11 protein-coding genes are annotated in these 13,483 nt (G+C 67.3%); 3 read left to right on the top strand and 8 right to left on the bottom strand.

Annotated elements, in window-relative coordinates:
* Positions 1–39 precede the first annotated feature (39 nt).
* The 5 genes from uvrC to AC0QSG_RS02245 form a co-directional block, all read right to left on the bottom strand.
* Positions 40–2,025: an excinuclease ABC subunit UvrC gene (gene uvrC, locus AC0QSG_RS02265; protein WP_475376517.1), complete on the bottom strand. Its 1,986-nt coding sequence runs from the start codon at positions 2,023–2,025 to the stop codon at positions 40–42.
* A gap of 9 nt (positions 2,026–2,034) precedes the next feature.
* On the bottom strand, positions 2,035–2,703 hold the full coding sequence (locus AC0QSG_RS02260; protein WP_435726059.1) for a lysophospholipid acyltransferase family protein: 669 nt from the start codon (positions 2,701–2,703) through the stop codon (positions 2,035–2,037).
* Positions 2,704–3,432, bottom strand: a complete 729-nt coding sequence (locus AC0QSG_RS02255; RefSeq protein WP_475376516.1) for an HAD hydrolase-like protein — start codon at positions 3,430–3,432, stop codon at positions 2,704–2,706.
* Positions 3,433–3,543: 111 nt separating this feature from the next.
* The gene (gene uvrA, locus AC0QSG_RS02250; protein ID WP_475376515.1) at positions 3,544–6,450 is read right to left on the bottom strand and encodes an excinuclease ABC subunit UvrA; all 2,907 of its coding nucleotides are present in this window, start codon (positions 6,448–6,450) and stop codon (positions 3,544–3,546) included.
* A 72-nt stretch (positions 6,451–6,522) separates the two neighbouring features.
* Positions 6,523–6,999, bottom strand: a complete 477-nt coding sequence (locus AC0QSG_RS02245; RefSeq protein ID WP_475376514.1) for a GntR family transcriptional regulator — start codon at positions 6,997–6,999, stop codon at positions 6,523–6,525.
* Between AC0QSG_RS02245 and AC0QSG_RS02240 the strand changes: the two genes are divergently transcribed.
* Entirely contained in the window at positions 6,998–7,669 is a 672-nt protein-coding gene (locus AC0QSG_RS02240; RefSeq protein WP_475376513.1) for an MBL fold metallo-hydrolase, read from the top strand. The two genes, AC0QSG_RS02245 and AC0QSG_RS02240, sit on opposite strands and share 2 nt — an antisense overlap.
* A gap of 269 nt (positions 7,670–7,938) precedes the next feature.
* Here AC0QSG_RS02240 and AC0QSG_RS02235 read toward each other — a convergent pair whose 3' ends face one another.
* The 3 genes from AC0QSG_RS02235 to AC0QSG_RS02225 form a co-directional block, all read right to left on the bottom strand.
* Complete coding sequence (locus tag AC0QSG_RS02235; RefSeq protein ID WP_475376512.1) at positions 7,939–10,248, bottom strand: hypothetical protein; 2,310 nt, start codon at positions 10,246–10,248, stop codon at positions 7,939–7,941.
* Between the two features lie 293 nt (positions 10,249–10,541).
* Entirely contained in the window at positions 10,542–10,937 is a 396-nt protein-coding gene (locus AC0QSG_RS02230; RefSeq protein WP_475376511.1) for a TnpV protein, read from the bottom strand.
* 53 nt (positions 10,938–10,990) lie between these two features.
* The gene (locus AC0QSG_RS02225) at positions 10,991–11,683 is read right to left on the bottom strand and encodes a recombinase family protein (protein WP_475376510.1); all 693 of its coding nucleotides are present in this window, start codon (positions 11,681–11,683) and stop codon (positions 10,991–10,993) included.
* Between the two features lie 274 nt (positions 11,684–11,957).
* Between AC0QSG_RS02225 and AC0QSG_RS02220 the strand changes: the two genes are divergently transcribed.
* Both AC0QSG_RS02220 and AC0QSG_RS02215 read left to right on the top strand, forming a co-directional pair.
* Positions 11,958–13,165 (top strand): IS3 family transposase gene (locus tag AC0QSG_RS02220; protein WP_475376509.1). Its coding sequence is split into 2 segments (ribosomal slippage): positions 11,958–12,213 and positions 12,213–13,165, totalling 1,209 coding nucleotides; the frame shifts between segments, so codons are not numbered across the junction.
* A 76-nt stretch (positions 13,166–13,241) separates the two neighbouring features.
* Entirely contained in the window at positions 13,242–13,481 is a 240-nt protein-coding gene (locus AC0QSG_RS02215; protein WP_475376508.1) for an IS3 family transposase, read from the top strand.
* Positions 13,482–13,483 lie beyond the last annotated feature (2 nt).

The raw sequence follows: 13,483 nt of genomic DNA, 5'->3' as shown, positions 1-13,483 counted from the left end.
CAGTCTAGGGGAGGCCCGGCCCCGTTTCGGGTGCCTGGACTAGTCCAGCAGTTCTCCGGTGGCGGTGTTCACCGCGGGTTCGGACGGATCCGTCGTGGCCTCCGTCCGGCCGGTGTCCGTCGCGAGCGCCGCGGCCAGCTGCCTGGCCATGGCCGGTCCGATGCCGGGCACGTCGAGGAAGTCGGCCTCGGCCGCCGCACGCATGCGCCGCACGGAGCCGAAGTGCTTCAGGACGGCCTTGCGTTTGGCCGGTCCGAGCCCGGGGACGCCGTCGAGCACGGAGACGACCATCGCCGTCGAACGCTTCTGGCGGTGGAAGCTGATGGCGAAGCGGTGCGCCTCGTCGCGGATCCGCTGGAGCAGATACAGTCCGTGGGAAGCCCGCGGCAGCACCACCGGGAACTCGTCGTCGGGGAGCCACAGTTCCTCGAGGCGCTTCGCCAGCCCCACGACGTACACGTCGTCGATGCCGAGGTCCTCGAGCGCCTGCGAGGCAGCCGCCACCTGAGGCGGACCGCCGTCGACCACCACCAACGACGGCGGGTACGCGAACTTGCGGAGCGGCGCCTTGGCGGCGTCCTCCTCGATATCGATCTGACCGGTGATGGCCGGGGCGATGTGGGTCTGGTCGTCGAGGTAGTGCCGGAAACGTCGGGTGAGGACGTCGTACATGGCAGAGGTGTCGTCGCGCGCGGCCTCACCCGTGACGGAGAACTTCCGGTAATCGGATTTCTTGGGTAGTCCGTCCTCCACCACGACCATGGACGCGACGACGTTCGTGCCTTGGACGTGGGAGATGTCGTAGCACTCGATGCGCAGGAGCGGCACCGGGAGGCCGAGCGCCTCCTGCAACTCCTGGAGCGCGGTGCTTCGGGTGCTGATGTCCCCGGCGCGTCGGGACTTGTGCAGGCGCAGCGCCTGTTCGGCGTTCTCCCGCACGGTCTCCATCAGCACCGCCTTTTCCCCCCGGCGTGGAACCCGCAGGCTCACGGCCGCGCCGCGCAACCCGCGAAGCCATTCGGCGACCTGTGCCGAATCCTCGGGCTCCACCGGGACCAGCACCTCGCGCGGCAGCCGGTCCGCGTCCGTGTTCTCCCCATAGACCTGCTGGAGCAGGTGCTCCACGAACTCCGCGGGCGTGGTGTCCTCGACCTTTTCCACCACCCAGCCACGCTGTCCGCGGATGCGGCCGTTGCGGACGTGGAACACCTGCACGGCCGCCTCGAGCTCGTCCTCGGCGATGGCGAAAATGTCTGCCTCCGTGTCTTCGGACAGGACCACGGCGTTGCGCTCGAAGACGCGCCGCAGCGCGGCGATGTCGTCCCGTAGGCGCGCGGCCTTCTCGTATTCGAGTTCCGCGACGGCGCCGGCCATCTCCCGTTCCAGCTGACGGATGAAGCGGGTGCCCTCGCCCCCCATGAACTGGCAGAGCTCGTCGGCGAGTTTACGGTGGTCCTCGGCGCTGATGCGCCCGACACAGGGCGCCGAGCACTTGTCGATGTAGCCCAGGAGGCACGGGCGTCCGGACTGCTGCGCCCGTCGCAGGACGCCGGCGCTGCAGGTCCGCACCGGAAAAACACGCAGGAGCGTGTCAAGCGTTTCGCGTATGGCCCTGGCCGGGTAGAACGGACCGAAGTACTTGACGTCCTTCCGCCGGTCCCCCCGCATGACCTGTGCCCGCGGGAACTTCTCCCCGAGCGTCACCGCCAGATAGGGATAGGACTTGTCGTCCCGGAAGACGATGTTGAAGCGCGGCGCGAATTCCTTGATCCATGTGTATTCGAGTTGCAGCGCCTCCAACTCGCTGCCGACGACGGTCCATTCGACGCTCGCGGCGGCGAAGACCATGGCACGCGTCTTGGGCAGCAGTCCGGAGGGATTCGCGAAGTAGGAGTTCAGCCGCGAGCGGAGGTTCTTGGCCTTGCCGACGTAGACGACGCGTCCGTGTGGATCGCGGAACCTGTAGACGCCGGGATTCGTGGGGATCTCGCCGGCGCGGGGCCGGTAGGTGGAGGGGTCGGCCATGGTTCGACGCTACCCCGCGGCCGGAGCCTGGTTGTAGCCGTCGCAGCGCTCTTGGCCGGTGAGTTCCGCGACCGCGTCGACGATTCGGTCCGTGGCATGGCGGCGCGCCGGCAGCGGGTGCTTGGGACCGATGTGGTCGAACTGCAACGGTTCGCCGACCTTCAGCGTGAAGTGGTGCGGCGTGATCGCGTTGCGCCCGGCCGGCTGGAGCCGTTCCGTGCCGATGAGGCCGACCGGAACCACCGGCGCACCGGTGGACAGCGCCAGCCATCCGACGCCGGTCCGGCCGCGGTAGAGGCGCCCGTCGCGGGATCGGGTTCCCTCGGGGTAGATCCCGACGCCGCCGTCCGCTTCAAGGATCTCGACCAGGGAGTCCAGGGCGGCGACAGACGCGGCCTGTTCCCCGCGCTGCACCGGTATGGACCCGACAGACTGGAAAAACGCCTTCATCAGGCGTCCCTTCACGCCCGGCGTCGTGAAGTACTCGGCCTTCGCGAAAAAGGCCACGGGACGCGGCATCAGGGCTTGGATGATGATGCTGTCGAGGAAGGACAGGTGGTTGGAGGCCACGATGAAGGGCCCCTCGTCCGGGACGTGCTCCAGTCCGGTGACGGTGGGTCGGCAGGTGGCGCCGATCGTTCCCCGGAAGGTGGCGCGAACGCCGTCGTAGAATCCCATCTAGGCGACCGACCCCTCCGGAACGGCATCCGCCGGCGCGCTTCCGGTGGTCGAGTCCGCGGATTCGAGACCGAGTTTGGCGCCCAGCTCCGCGGCCGAACCGACGACGGCGGCGGCACCTGCCGCGGCGAGCTCGCCCTGCGGTGCGTACCCCCATGAGACCCCGATGCATTCGAGTCCGTTGGCCGCGGCGCCGATGACGTCGTAGTGGCGGTCTCCGACCATGACGGTCTCCCCCGGCGCCGTGCCCAGCGCGGCAAGGGCCGCCGCAACGATGTCTTCCTTGCCGTGCCCGGCGCGCGGGGCCGTTTCGTTGGCGACGGCGCCGTGGATGGCATCGAACTTGCCCGCCAGGCCCTGTACCTCGAGGAGCCGCCGTGCGATGTCGATGGGCTTGGACGTCGCCACCGCGAGGCGGACGCCGGAGGAACGCAGGCCGTCAAGCAACTCGGCCATGCCCGGGTAGACGCGGCTGGCGGCCATGCCGTGGGCGGCATACTCCGCACGGTAGTCGGCGATGACGGAGGGCAGGAGCTCGGCGGTCATGCCGGGAAGCTCAATGAGGCTCAGCGCGAGCGGCGGCCCGACCATGGTGTCGAGGCGCTCCGTGCCGGGATCCGCGAGGCCGTGCCGGAGCACCGCCGCGCGGATGCCCTCGGTGATGGCACCGGCGGGGTCCACCAAGGTGCCGTCGAGGTCGAACAAGACGGCGCGCACACGATTTATCACCGGGTCATTGTTGCACGAACCCGGTGTTGGGCCGGGTGTCCATGACCACCGGGGAATACTTCCCGGCCGTGGCGCGTGCTGCGCCACCTCCGTGCGCGGGTCCCGGGGGCGTTAGCCGAGCAGGTCGGCGAGGAACCGGCCGGTGTGGCTCTCGGGCACCTTGGCGACCTGTTCCGGCGTGCCGGCGGCGATGAGCTGCCCGCCGCCGGATCCCCCTTCGGGGCCGAGGTCCAGGAGCCAGTCCGCGCTCTTGATGACGTCGAGGTTGTGTTCGATCGTGATGACGGTGTTGCCCTTGTCGACCAGGCTCTGGAGGACCTTCAGGAGTTTCCTGATGTCCTCGAAGTGCAGGCCCGTTGTGGGCTCGTCCAGCACGTACACGCTCCGGCCATTGGAGCGCTTTTGCAGCTCGGACGCGAGCTTCACGCGCTGCGCCTCGCCCCCGGAGAGGGTCGTTGCCGGCTGGCCGAGCCGGACGTAGCCCAGGCCGACGTCGACCAGCGTGTTCAGGTGCCGCGCAATCGGCGAGAACGCGGCGAAGAACTCGGCGCCCTCCTCGATGGGCATGTTGAGCACGTCGGCGATGGTCTTGCCCTTGTAGTGGACCTCGAGTGTCTCGCGGTTGTACCTCGCCCCGTGGCAGACCTCGCAGGGCACGTAGACGTCGGGAAGGAAGTTCATCTCGATCTTCAGCGTGCCGTCGCCGGAGCACGCCTCGCAGCGCCCGCCCTTGACGTTGAACGAGAAGCGCCCGGGCAGGTAGCCGCGGACCTTTGCCTCGTTGGTCTCCGCGAACAGCTTCCGGACGTGGTCGAACACGCCCGTGTATGTCGCGGGGTTGGACCGAGGCGTCCGCCCGATGGGGCTCTGGTCTACGTGGATGACCTTGTCCAGCTGTTCCAGGCCCTCGACGCGCGTGTGCCGGCCGGCGACCTGCTTGGCGCCGTTCAGCTTGTTGGCGAGGACCTTGTAGAGAATGTCGTTGATCAGGGTCGATTTTCCCGAGCCGCTGACGCCCGTGACGGCGGTCATGACGCCCAGGGGAATGTGCGTGGTGAGGTCGCGCAGGTTGTTCTCGCGCGCCCCGACGATCTTCAGCTGCCGCTTCTTGTCGATCTTGCGGCGCTTTACGGGTATCTCGATGGAACGGCGTCCGGCGAGGTAGTCGCCGGTCATCGACTCGGTGTTGGCGAGCAGCCCCTCCAGGGGTCCCGAGTGGACGACCTGCCCGCCGTGCTCCCCGGCGCCCGGGCCGATGTCCACGATCCAGTCCGCCTGGTGGATGGTGTCCTCGTCGTGCTCGACGACGATCAGCGTGTTGCCGAGGTCCCGGAGACGGTTGAGGGTTTCAATGAGCCGGCGGTTGTCCCGCTGGTGCAGGCCGATAGACGGCTCGTCCAACACGTAGAGGACACCGACCAGCCCGGAACCGATCTGGGTCGCCAGACGGATGCGCTGGGCCTCCCCGCCGGACAGCGTGCCGGCGGCACGCTCAAGGTTGAGGTATTCGAGGCCGACATCCAAGAGGAAGCGGAGCCGTGCCTGGATCTCGATCAGGACCTGGTGCGCGATCTGCGCCTCGCGACCGGAGAGCACGAGGTCGTTGAGGAACTCGGAGCATTCGCGCATCGGCATGGCGGCCACCGCGGAAATCGACTTTCCGTTGATCAGCACGGAGAGCGACGCGGGGTTGAGCCGCGCGCCGTTGCACTCCGGGCATGGCACCTGCCGCATGTATTCCTCGTATCGGTCCCGGGCGTTGTCCGACTCCGTTTCCTGGTGCTTCCGGTGAATGTACTGGAACACGCCCTCGAAGCCCGTGCTGTACTTCCGCTCGCGGCCGAACCGGTTCCTGTACTGCACGACGACCTTGTGGTCCTTGCCGTGGAGGACGGACTCCCTGACGTCTTCGGCGAGCTTCTCCCACGGCGTCGTCATCGAGAACTTCATGTCCTTCGCCAGCCCCGCCAGCAGCCGGTTCCAGTACTCCGTAGTGGCCGTTCCGAGGGACCACGGGGCGATCGCGCCCTCCTGAAGCGACTTGGAGGGGTCGGGAATGACCAGCTCGCCGTCCACCTCCAGCCGCGTGCCGATGCCCGTGCATGCCGAGCAGGCGCCGAACGGGTTGTTGAAGGAGAAGGACCGCGGTTCGATCTCATCGATGGCCAGCGGGTGTTCATTGGGGCACGCCAGGTTCTCCGAGAACGCGCGCACGCGGCCGTCGTCGTCCGCGTCGAGGTCCACGAAGTCCGCAAGCACGCGGCCGTCCGCGATGCCCAAGGCGGTCTCGACCGAATCGCTGAGCCGCTGGCGGATGCCGTCCTTGCTGACCAGGCGGTCGACAACGACCTCGATGGTGTGCTTGAACTGCTTGCCGAGCTTCGGCGGGTCGGAAAGCTGGATGTTCTCGCCGTCCACCCGCGCCCGCGAGTAGCCCTTCGCCGTGAGTTCCTTGAAGAGGTCGACGAATTCGCCCTTGCGTCCGCGCACCACCGGGGCCAGCACCTGGAAGCGGGTCCCCTCCTCCAGCTCGAGCAGCTGGTCCACGATCTGCTGCGGCGTCTGGCGCATGACAAGTTCACCGCAGACCGGGCAGTGTGGGCGCCCCACGCGCGCCCAGAGCAGGCGCATGTAGTCGTAGATCTCCGTGATGGTGCCGACGGTGGACCGCGGGTTCTTGCTGGTGGACTTCTGGTCGATGGAGACCGCGGGCGAAAGACCCTCGATGAAGTCGACGTCCGGCTTGTCCACCTGGCCCAGGAACTGCCGAGCGTACGCCGACAGCGACTCCACGTAGCGGCGCTGGCCCTCGGCGAAGATCGTGTCGAAGGCGAGGGAGGACTTGCCGGATCCGGACAGGCCCGTGAAGACGATCATCGCGTCACGGGGCAGATCCAGGTCCACGTTGCGCAGGTTGTGCTCCCGCGCGCCCTTGACGACTAGCCGCGACTGGTCGAGCGGGGGCTTGGCTGCGGAACCGGACGGCGAAACAACGGTGCTCTCAGAAATGGCCACCATCAAATAGTAGTCGAAAACGTCTTCGAATTCTCGTTCGAATAGACGCCTTGCGCTCAGGGCGCACGACCGCGCCTAGTGTGCGTTGAAGGCAGCCCTGACGAAGCCGAGCGCCTGTTCCTCGCCCAACCCCCAACGCTTGGCTTCGTCCACGAAGACCTCCGCCGCGGCGCCCACGTGGCGTCCGGCGTCGTCCGCCGCGGCCTCGATCACGGTGCCGTTGCGACCCCGCGTGGAGACGGCACCGGCCCGCTCCAGCTCGCGGTAGGCGCGGGCCACGGTGTTGACCGCCACCCCGAGCCGGTCGGCGAGCGCACGGACCGAGGTCAGCCGGGTCCCTGGAACCAGACGCCCGTGGGCGACCGCGTCGAGGATCTGCCGGCGGATCTGTTCGTAGGGGTTCGAGGGATCCCCGGGATCCACGGTGATGAAGCCGAGTACGTCGTCGTCCATGGTTCCCTTCGCGGGGCGCCCGTCGCCCCATGCCGCCAGCGTACCCGTCCGGCCAAGCGGGTTAGACCGCCCCTCGGTGCCCTCGTAGGCTGTCCCCATGGACAACGACACGAGCCTGCTCCACGATCTTCGCCATGTCACCATCCGCCGCGCCTCGGTCTCGGAGATGGACAACAACGTGTACCTGATCACGTCCAAGGACACCGGCGCGCAGGTGCTCATCGACGCCGCGGACGACGTCGATGCTATCCGCGCCTTGCTGGCCGACGCGGCCGGCGATTCGCGAGGCGAAAACCGGCTGGTCCTGATCGCGACGACCCATCGCCATTGGGATCACGTCCGGGCCCTGCGGCAGCTGGCCTTCGAGACGGGGGCGCCGGCCGCCGCCGGCGCCGACGATGCCGAGGCGATCACGGCGGACACGGGCGTTGACATCGAGGTGGCCCTGAACCACGGGGACGTGAAGGATTTCGACGGCTTCCGGCTCACGGCCGTGCACCTGCGCGGGCACACCCCGGGCTCGGTCGCCCTGGTCTACGAGGATCCGGAGGGTCCGGCGCATATCTTCAGTGGGGATTCCCTCTTTCCAGGCGGGGTCGGAAACACCCAGCAGGATCCGGAGCGTTTCCGTTCGCTGCTCGCCGACGTCGAGCAGCGGCTTTTCGACGCGTACGACGACGCGGCGCTGGTGCACCCGGGTCATGGCGGCGGCACGACGCTGGGGCGCGAACGCCCCGAACTGCCCCTCTGGCGCGACCGCGGCTGGTAGCAGCGCGCGGATGGTCGGGCCCGCGTCGCTTCGCGCTCCGCCCGCATCACCAACCGGATCCCCCCCACCCTCGGCGGTCGCCCTCACCTCAGGGGGCTTCTTCGTGCCCTTCGGCGAATTCTCCCGACGGCGTTTCCCAAAACACGAACGCTTCCCCGCGTCCTCCGACACGCAACCTCCCAGTCGTTCGCCGCCGTCCGCGCGACGAACTCTCGGCATTTGTCGCCTTGCAGGTCCTTTGAGGACGCGGCGAGGATCTGCACCTGCAGTTAGATCTGCAACCACTCGCGCGCGAACTGGTCCAGCATGTCGTTCGGCACCACCACGGCCGGCTTGTTCGTCATGCCCAGCCGGCCCAGTTCCATGGCGCCCATGACCATCTCGGCGGTCTTGCCCGCCCCGACCTCGTGGAACAGCCCGACGGAGGGTTCAGAAATCATGCGTGCCACGGCCGCGCGCTGGTGCGGGCGCGGGGAGAAGTTCTTCACCAGTCCCGGAAGGGTCAGCCGTTCCCCTTCGATCGTGTAGTCGCGCAGCACCAGGGAGTTGAACCGTCGGTTGTACTCGTCGGTCAACGCGACGGTGCGTGCCGGGTCCTCCCACACCCATTCGCCGAACCGGTCCTTGATCATCTGCGCCTTTTCCTGTGCAGCCGTGGTCTCGGTCGGGTTCAGGACGCGCCGGTTGCTTTCCGGGTGGTCCGGGTCCGGGTCTGTGACCTGGACCCGGCGCTGCTCCAGCAGGTTCTTGAAGATGTCCCCGGCGGGCATACGTTCGGTGCCCCAGTCGTTGCGCGCCAGGAACACGTGGCGGTTGGCCTTGACGTCCCAGTTCGCCCCGCTGGCGCGGTCCACGTGAGCGGCCGGATCCTTGATCAGTTCCCTCAGGAACCGGGCGTGGATGTCCGGTGAGATCCAGACCGACCCGATCTTCGCCTCGATTTCGTCCGCACCCAGCGGCCGCGGCATCACCCCTTGCAGGTCGGTGACGTTGCGCCGGTACAGCGGATCGTCCGCTGCCGCCTCGGTGGCGGCGTCGAGCTTTTCACGGATGTTCCCGCTGAGGTATTCGGCCCGGGTCTCCATCGCACCCGGCTCCCCCGGAACGTCATAGACCAGATCCCCGAGCACCTCGCGGGCATCCGCCGGATCGGTGCCAAGCAGCAGGGCGATCTCGTCCAGGTCCACCTCGCCCTTGGTGTCCAGGGTGACGGCCAGGGCCTCGGCCGGGGTGTCCACACCGCGCACGGGCCTGCGGGGCTGGACCTGCCGCTCCCTGAGCAACGCGGCCGGGGCCGCACTCTGGGTGCCCTCGTCGAAGTATTCCAGCGCCGGCACCAACGGTCCGTAGGGATCCTTGCGCAGCACGGCCATGACGCGGGGCTGGGTGCGGGCCAGGATGTGCTGGCCGTTCTCGTCCGTGCGGCCGGTGCGGCGTTCACTGAACCGGTTGATCGGCCCGTACCGCTCCACGTACCGGGCGTAGTCCCCGGCCAATTGTCCGCGGGCCGCTGCCAGCTCGTCGGTGTCCTCGACGTTGGACGCCTCCAGGGTCAGCACGGTGCGCGCACCGTCGCGCAGGCCCAACAGGGCGCGCAACTCGGCCTGCTGCGTGCGCGGGACCTCCAGTTCCACGGCCACGCGGTCGAGGTTGACCTGGGTAAAGGTGCCGTCCGGTTCCGCGCCGAGGTGCCCGACCTGTTCATTGGCCGGCGCCTGCGGAAGACTGGCCGCCGCCTGGGCATCTTGTGAGCGCTGGTCGCGCGCCATTCCCCGGCCTGCGGCCACGGCGCTGGCGGCAATCTCCTGGAGTTGTCCGTGCAGCAGTTCGGGCACCGCCTGCAGGTCCTGTGCCCGCACGGTGACGGTCGCGTTCCCGTACATGCCGTTGCCGACCTCGAGGGTTCCCAGCACTTGGTCGGGGTTTTGGGCGAAGTAGTTGTTGATGCGCGCCTCGTCGCCGGCTGCGGTGCCCAGCGGGCGGGACTCCAGCCAGGAGCGGTCCCCCGGCGCCTCGCCGGGCAGCCTGCGGCGGAAGACCAGCACATCGGTGAGCGCGTCGGTGCCGGCGGCCCGGCGGTGTGCGCCGTTGGGCAGGCGCACCGCACCCAGCAGATCGGCCGTGTCGAACATTTCACGTCGGGCGGCCGGGTTCTGCGCATCCAATGTGAAGGCGGAGGACACGACGCCCACCAGTCCCCCCGGCCGGGTCAGGGCCAAGGACTTGATGATGAAGTGGTTGTGCATCGAGTGCCGGCCCTGGTTGTGGGTCGGATCGTGCAGGATGGTGCGGGCGAAGGGCACGTTGCCCACGGTGGCGTCGAACTGTCCTCCCCCGAACCGGGACTCGGCGAAGGACTCGGTACGGATCGTGGCCTGCGGATAGAGCGCCTGGGAGATCCCGGCGGTCACGGGGTCCAACTCCACACCCGTCATGCTCGTGCCCGTCGGCGCGAGGCCGATGAAGGTGCCTGCCCCGGAACCGGGTTCCAACACCTGCCCGCCGTCGAAGCCCAAGGTCTGGAGGGTCTGCCAGAGTTCCGTGGCGATGGCCGGGTCGGTGTAGTGGGCGTTGATCACCGTTCGGCTGGCCGCCCGGTATTCTTCCTCGGTCAGCAGGCCGCGTAGTTCGGCGCGGTCCGCGGCGAATTCGGGACGGGTCTCGTCGAAGACCTCCGCGACCCCGGACGCGCCCCAGCCGCCCCACCTGGCCAGTTTTTCCCGCTCGCGGCCCGTCGCTTCGCGGGCGTTCTCCCGTACCTCGCGCAGGGTGCGCAGGGCCTCAAGGTTGGCGCGGAAGCGCGCCCTGGCTCCCGAGGGGGCCAGGGCGTCCTGGTGCGCGGGGATGAACCGTGCGGACGCGCTTGGCGCGGCTACCGGTTCAGGTCGCGCTCCATTTCCTCCCGGTGCAGCTCCTCCAGCGACTCCCGATAGATCCGGTTCATTTCTTTCGTCCCTTCGAGGTGCGCGTCCCTCGAATCCGTCCCGGTCTCGTCGTCCTCGGCTTCCTCCACCGTCTCCGGGGTCAGCATCTCGGCCCGGACGATTTCCTCGGCCTGCATCTTCGCCGCGTTCAGGCGTCCGACCTTCTCCAGGTACGTCTCGCCCTGCGGATCCGGCCCCGCGATCTGCACCGACAGCTCCCCCACGCTCATCTCCGCCTCCTCCCCCAGCTTCTGGAACCACGCCTCCGGGTCCGGGATCAGCTCGTACTGGGTCGGGGCCAGCATCTTCCACGTGTCCTGCGCGAACTTGCCGTACGTGTTCATTGCGAACCTCCTCGGGTTCTGGAAAGAGGAAATCATCAAGGGATGCCTGGCCGTCAATCTGGCTTCGTTTGCGCGCTCTGACCATCGATGGGCTCCCGGGGTGAGGTGGCTGGTTTCCTCCCAGCGTATCCAGCCCCGGCGAGCCCATCCTGACGAAGCGCCCGAATGACCGTTGACCGACTGACCTTGAACTTCCCGGCAATACGGTCCAGCGGCCAATGTTCCGTCTCGCGCAGCCGACGGGCCTCGCGCACCTCGTGGGGTTGCAGGCGCGAGGGCCGGCCGCCCTTGCCGGCAGCCACAGCCAGCCCGGGCATCGTGCGTTCCCGGATCAGCTCGCGCTCCATCTCGGCCACCAACGCGATGGTGTCGAACATCAGCCGCCCATCAGGGGTGGTGGTGTCGATCCCCTCGGACAGGGACCGGAACCCCACCCCGCGCTCCTTGAGCGAGTCCAACAGTTCCACCAACCCGCGCACGGTCCTACCCAGTCGGTCCAGCTTCGTCACCACCAAGGTGTTGCCCGACTGCAGGGCGCGCAGGCACGCGTCCAATCCGGGGCGCACCATCGTCGCCCCGGACCTCCCTTGGTCCGCGTACACGTCATAGCAGCCAGCGGCCACCAGCTGCTGCCGCTGGCTCTCCAGGTTCTGGTCGGCAGTGGAGGCCCGGGCGTAGCCCAGGGATACTCCCTCGGGAACCATGATCGGTTCCTCCACGCCTTCCAGACGCTCCGGCCTGTCCATGCCACTCCCCCACTGGATCCAAAACCGTTCAAGCTCGTGGCACGAGCATACTTGTTTCGTACTTGGTTTGTGACCTCAGCCAAGGTGGCATTTAGCGCCTCACGGATGCAAAGCCAACTCCAGGGCCACGGCCACCGTCGCCCCGTGAGCCATGCCGGGCGGCCGTTGGTGCTCGTCCACGAACGCCACCAGTCGCCGGTTCCAACGATTCCACTCCGCACCGCTGTGCGGCCGTATGGTTTTGTGAGACAGCTTATTAGGAGCCCTCACTTAGATGCCCGAGCGTAAGAAGTACAAGCAGAAGTTCAAGGACGATGCCGTGGAGTTGGTGATTTCCTCTGGTCGTCCGATCGCGCAGATCAGCGTCGATATCGGCATTAACGAAGGCACGCTGGGTAACTGGGTGCGTAAATACCGTGCCGATCATCCGGAGCGTTTCACGGCGGAGGAGAAAGCAGCTGTGCCGTGGGAGGAACATCAGAAAGCACTGGCCGAGAACGCGAAGCTGAAGCAGGAAATTGAGTTCCTGGGAAAAGTCAGCGCCTTCTTTGCAGCGAAGCAACGGTAGAGGATTACTACCGGTTCATCGAAGCGGAGAAGGCCAACCATCCGATTGCCTGGTTGTGCCGAATCCTGAAAATTTCCCGTGCCTCGTTCTACCGGTGGCGCACCCCGGCAGGACCGTCACCGCGGTCCGTCCGCCACGAGGTCCTCGTGGCCGCGGTGACCGGTAAGTACGCCGATTGCGGCGGTAAGGCCGGCCGGGACCAGCTGGTCCGTCTACTCAACGAGGACGGCGTCAGCGTCTCTTCTGCCACGGTCGGGGCGATCATGCGCGAGCACGGCCTGCGCGCGGTACGGACGCGGGCGTGGAAGAAGACCACGGAGCAGGACCCGCAGGCAAAGACCGCCCATATCGAGAACCATATGCTCGACGAGGACGGGAAGCGGGACTTCACCTCCGAGGTGCCCGGCACCCGGTTGTGCGGGGATATCACGTACCTGAAAACCGGTGAGGGGTGGCTGTACCTGGCCACCGTGATTGATCTGTGCACCGGCATGGTGATCGGCTGGAACATGGACCAGCACATGCGTACCAGCCTGTGCACGAGTGCGCTGGCGATGGCCCGCGACCACGGATACCTGCACCCGAACGGAGCGATTTTCCACTCCGACCGAGGCACGCAGTACACCTCTTCCGAGTTCCAAGCCTGGTGCGCCAGTAACGGTGTCACACAGTCGATGGGCAAGGTCGGGATGTGTTGGGACAATGCGGTCGCGGAGAACTTCTTCTCGCATTTGAAAACCGAGTACTACCACCACCACAGCTTCGCCAGCAGGCTGGCCGCCAGGACCGGCGTCATGGAGTACATCGAGTCCTGGTACAACCGGAAACGCCCTAACGCAAGAGCCGGCCACCGGTCACCAGCGGCAGCTCTAACTGCCCATCAAGCCCCCGGCCAGGAACTCCTCGCCGCGTAACCCAGAAACAACCGAACTGTCTCAAAAACTTGACGTACGCAAAGCCTGGTGCGCCAGTAACGGTGTCACACAGTCGATGGGCAAGGTCGGGATGTGTTGGGACAATGCGGTCGCGGAGAACTTCTTCTCGCATTTGAAAACCGAGTACTACCACCACCACAGCTTCGCCAGCAGGCTGGCCGCCAGGACCGGCGTCATGGAGTACATCGAGTCCTGGTACAACCGGAAACGCCCTAACGCAAGAGCCGGCCACCGGTCACCAGCGGCAGCTCTAACTGCCCATCAAGCCCCCGGCCAGGAACTCCTCGCCGCGTAACC

It is taken from the genome of Arthrobacter sp. LT660, assembly GCF_056172845.1.
This window is presented reverse-complemented; position numbering and strand designations above follow the sequence as displayed.

Excerpts from the sequence above, each read along its gene's own strand:
- AC0QSG_RS02215 (WP_475376508.1), top strand. The coding sequence starts at position 13,242 with ATGGGCAAGGTCGGGATGTGTTGGGACAATGCGGTCGCGGAGAACTTC.
- uvrC (WP_475376517.1), bottom strand. The coding sequence starts at position 2,025 with ATGGCCGACCCCTCCACCTACCGGCCCCGCGCCGGCGAGATCCCCACG.
- uvrA (WP_475376515.1), bottom strand. The coding sequence starts at position 6,450 with ATGGTGGCCATTTCTGAGAGCACCGTTGTTTCGCCGTCCGGTTCCGCA.
- AC0QSG_RS02260 (WP_435726059.1), bottom strand. The coding sequence starts at position 2,703 with ATGGGATTCTACGACGGCGTTCGCGCCACCTTCCGGGGAACGATCGGC.
- AC0QSG_RS02225 (WP_475376510.1), bottom strand. The coding sequence starts at position 11,683 with ATGGACAGGCCGGAGCGTCTGGAAGGCGTGGAGGAACCGATCATGGTT.
- AC0QSG_RS02230 (WP_475376511.1), bottom strand. The coding sequence starts at position 10,937 with ATGAACACGTACGGCAAGTTCGCGCAGGACACGTGGAAGATGCTGGCC.
- AC0QSG_RS02245 (WP_475376514.1), bottom strand. The coding sequence starts at position 6,999 with ATGGGGACAGCCTACGAGGGCACCGAGGGGCGGTCTAACCCGCTTGGC.
- AC0QSG_RS02240 (WP_475376513.1), top strand. The coding sequence starts at position 6,998 with ATGGACAACGACACGAGCCTGCTCCACGATCTTCGCCATGTCACCATC.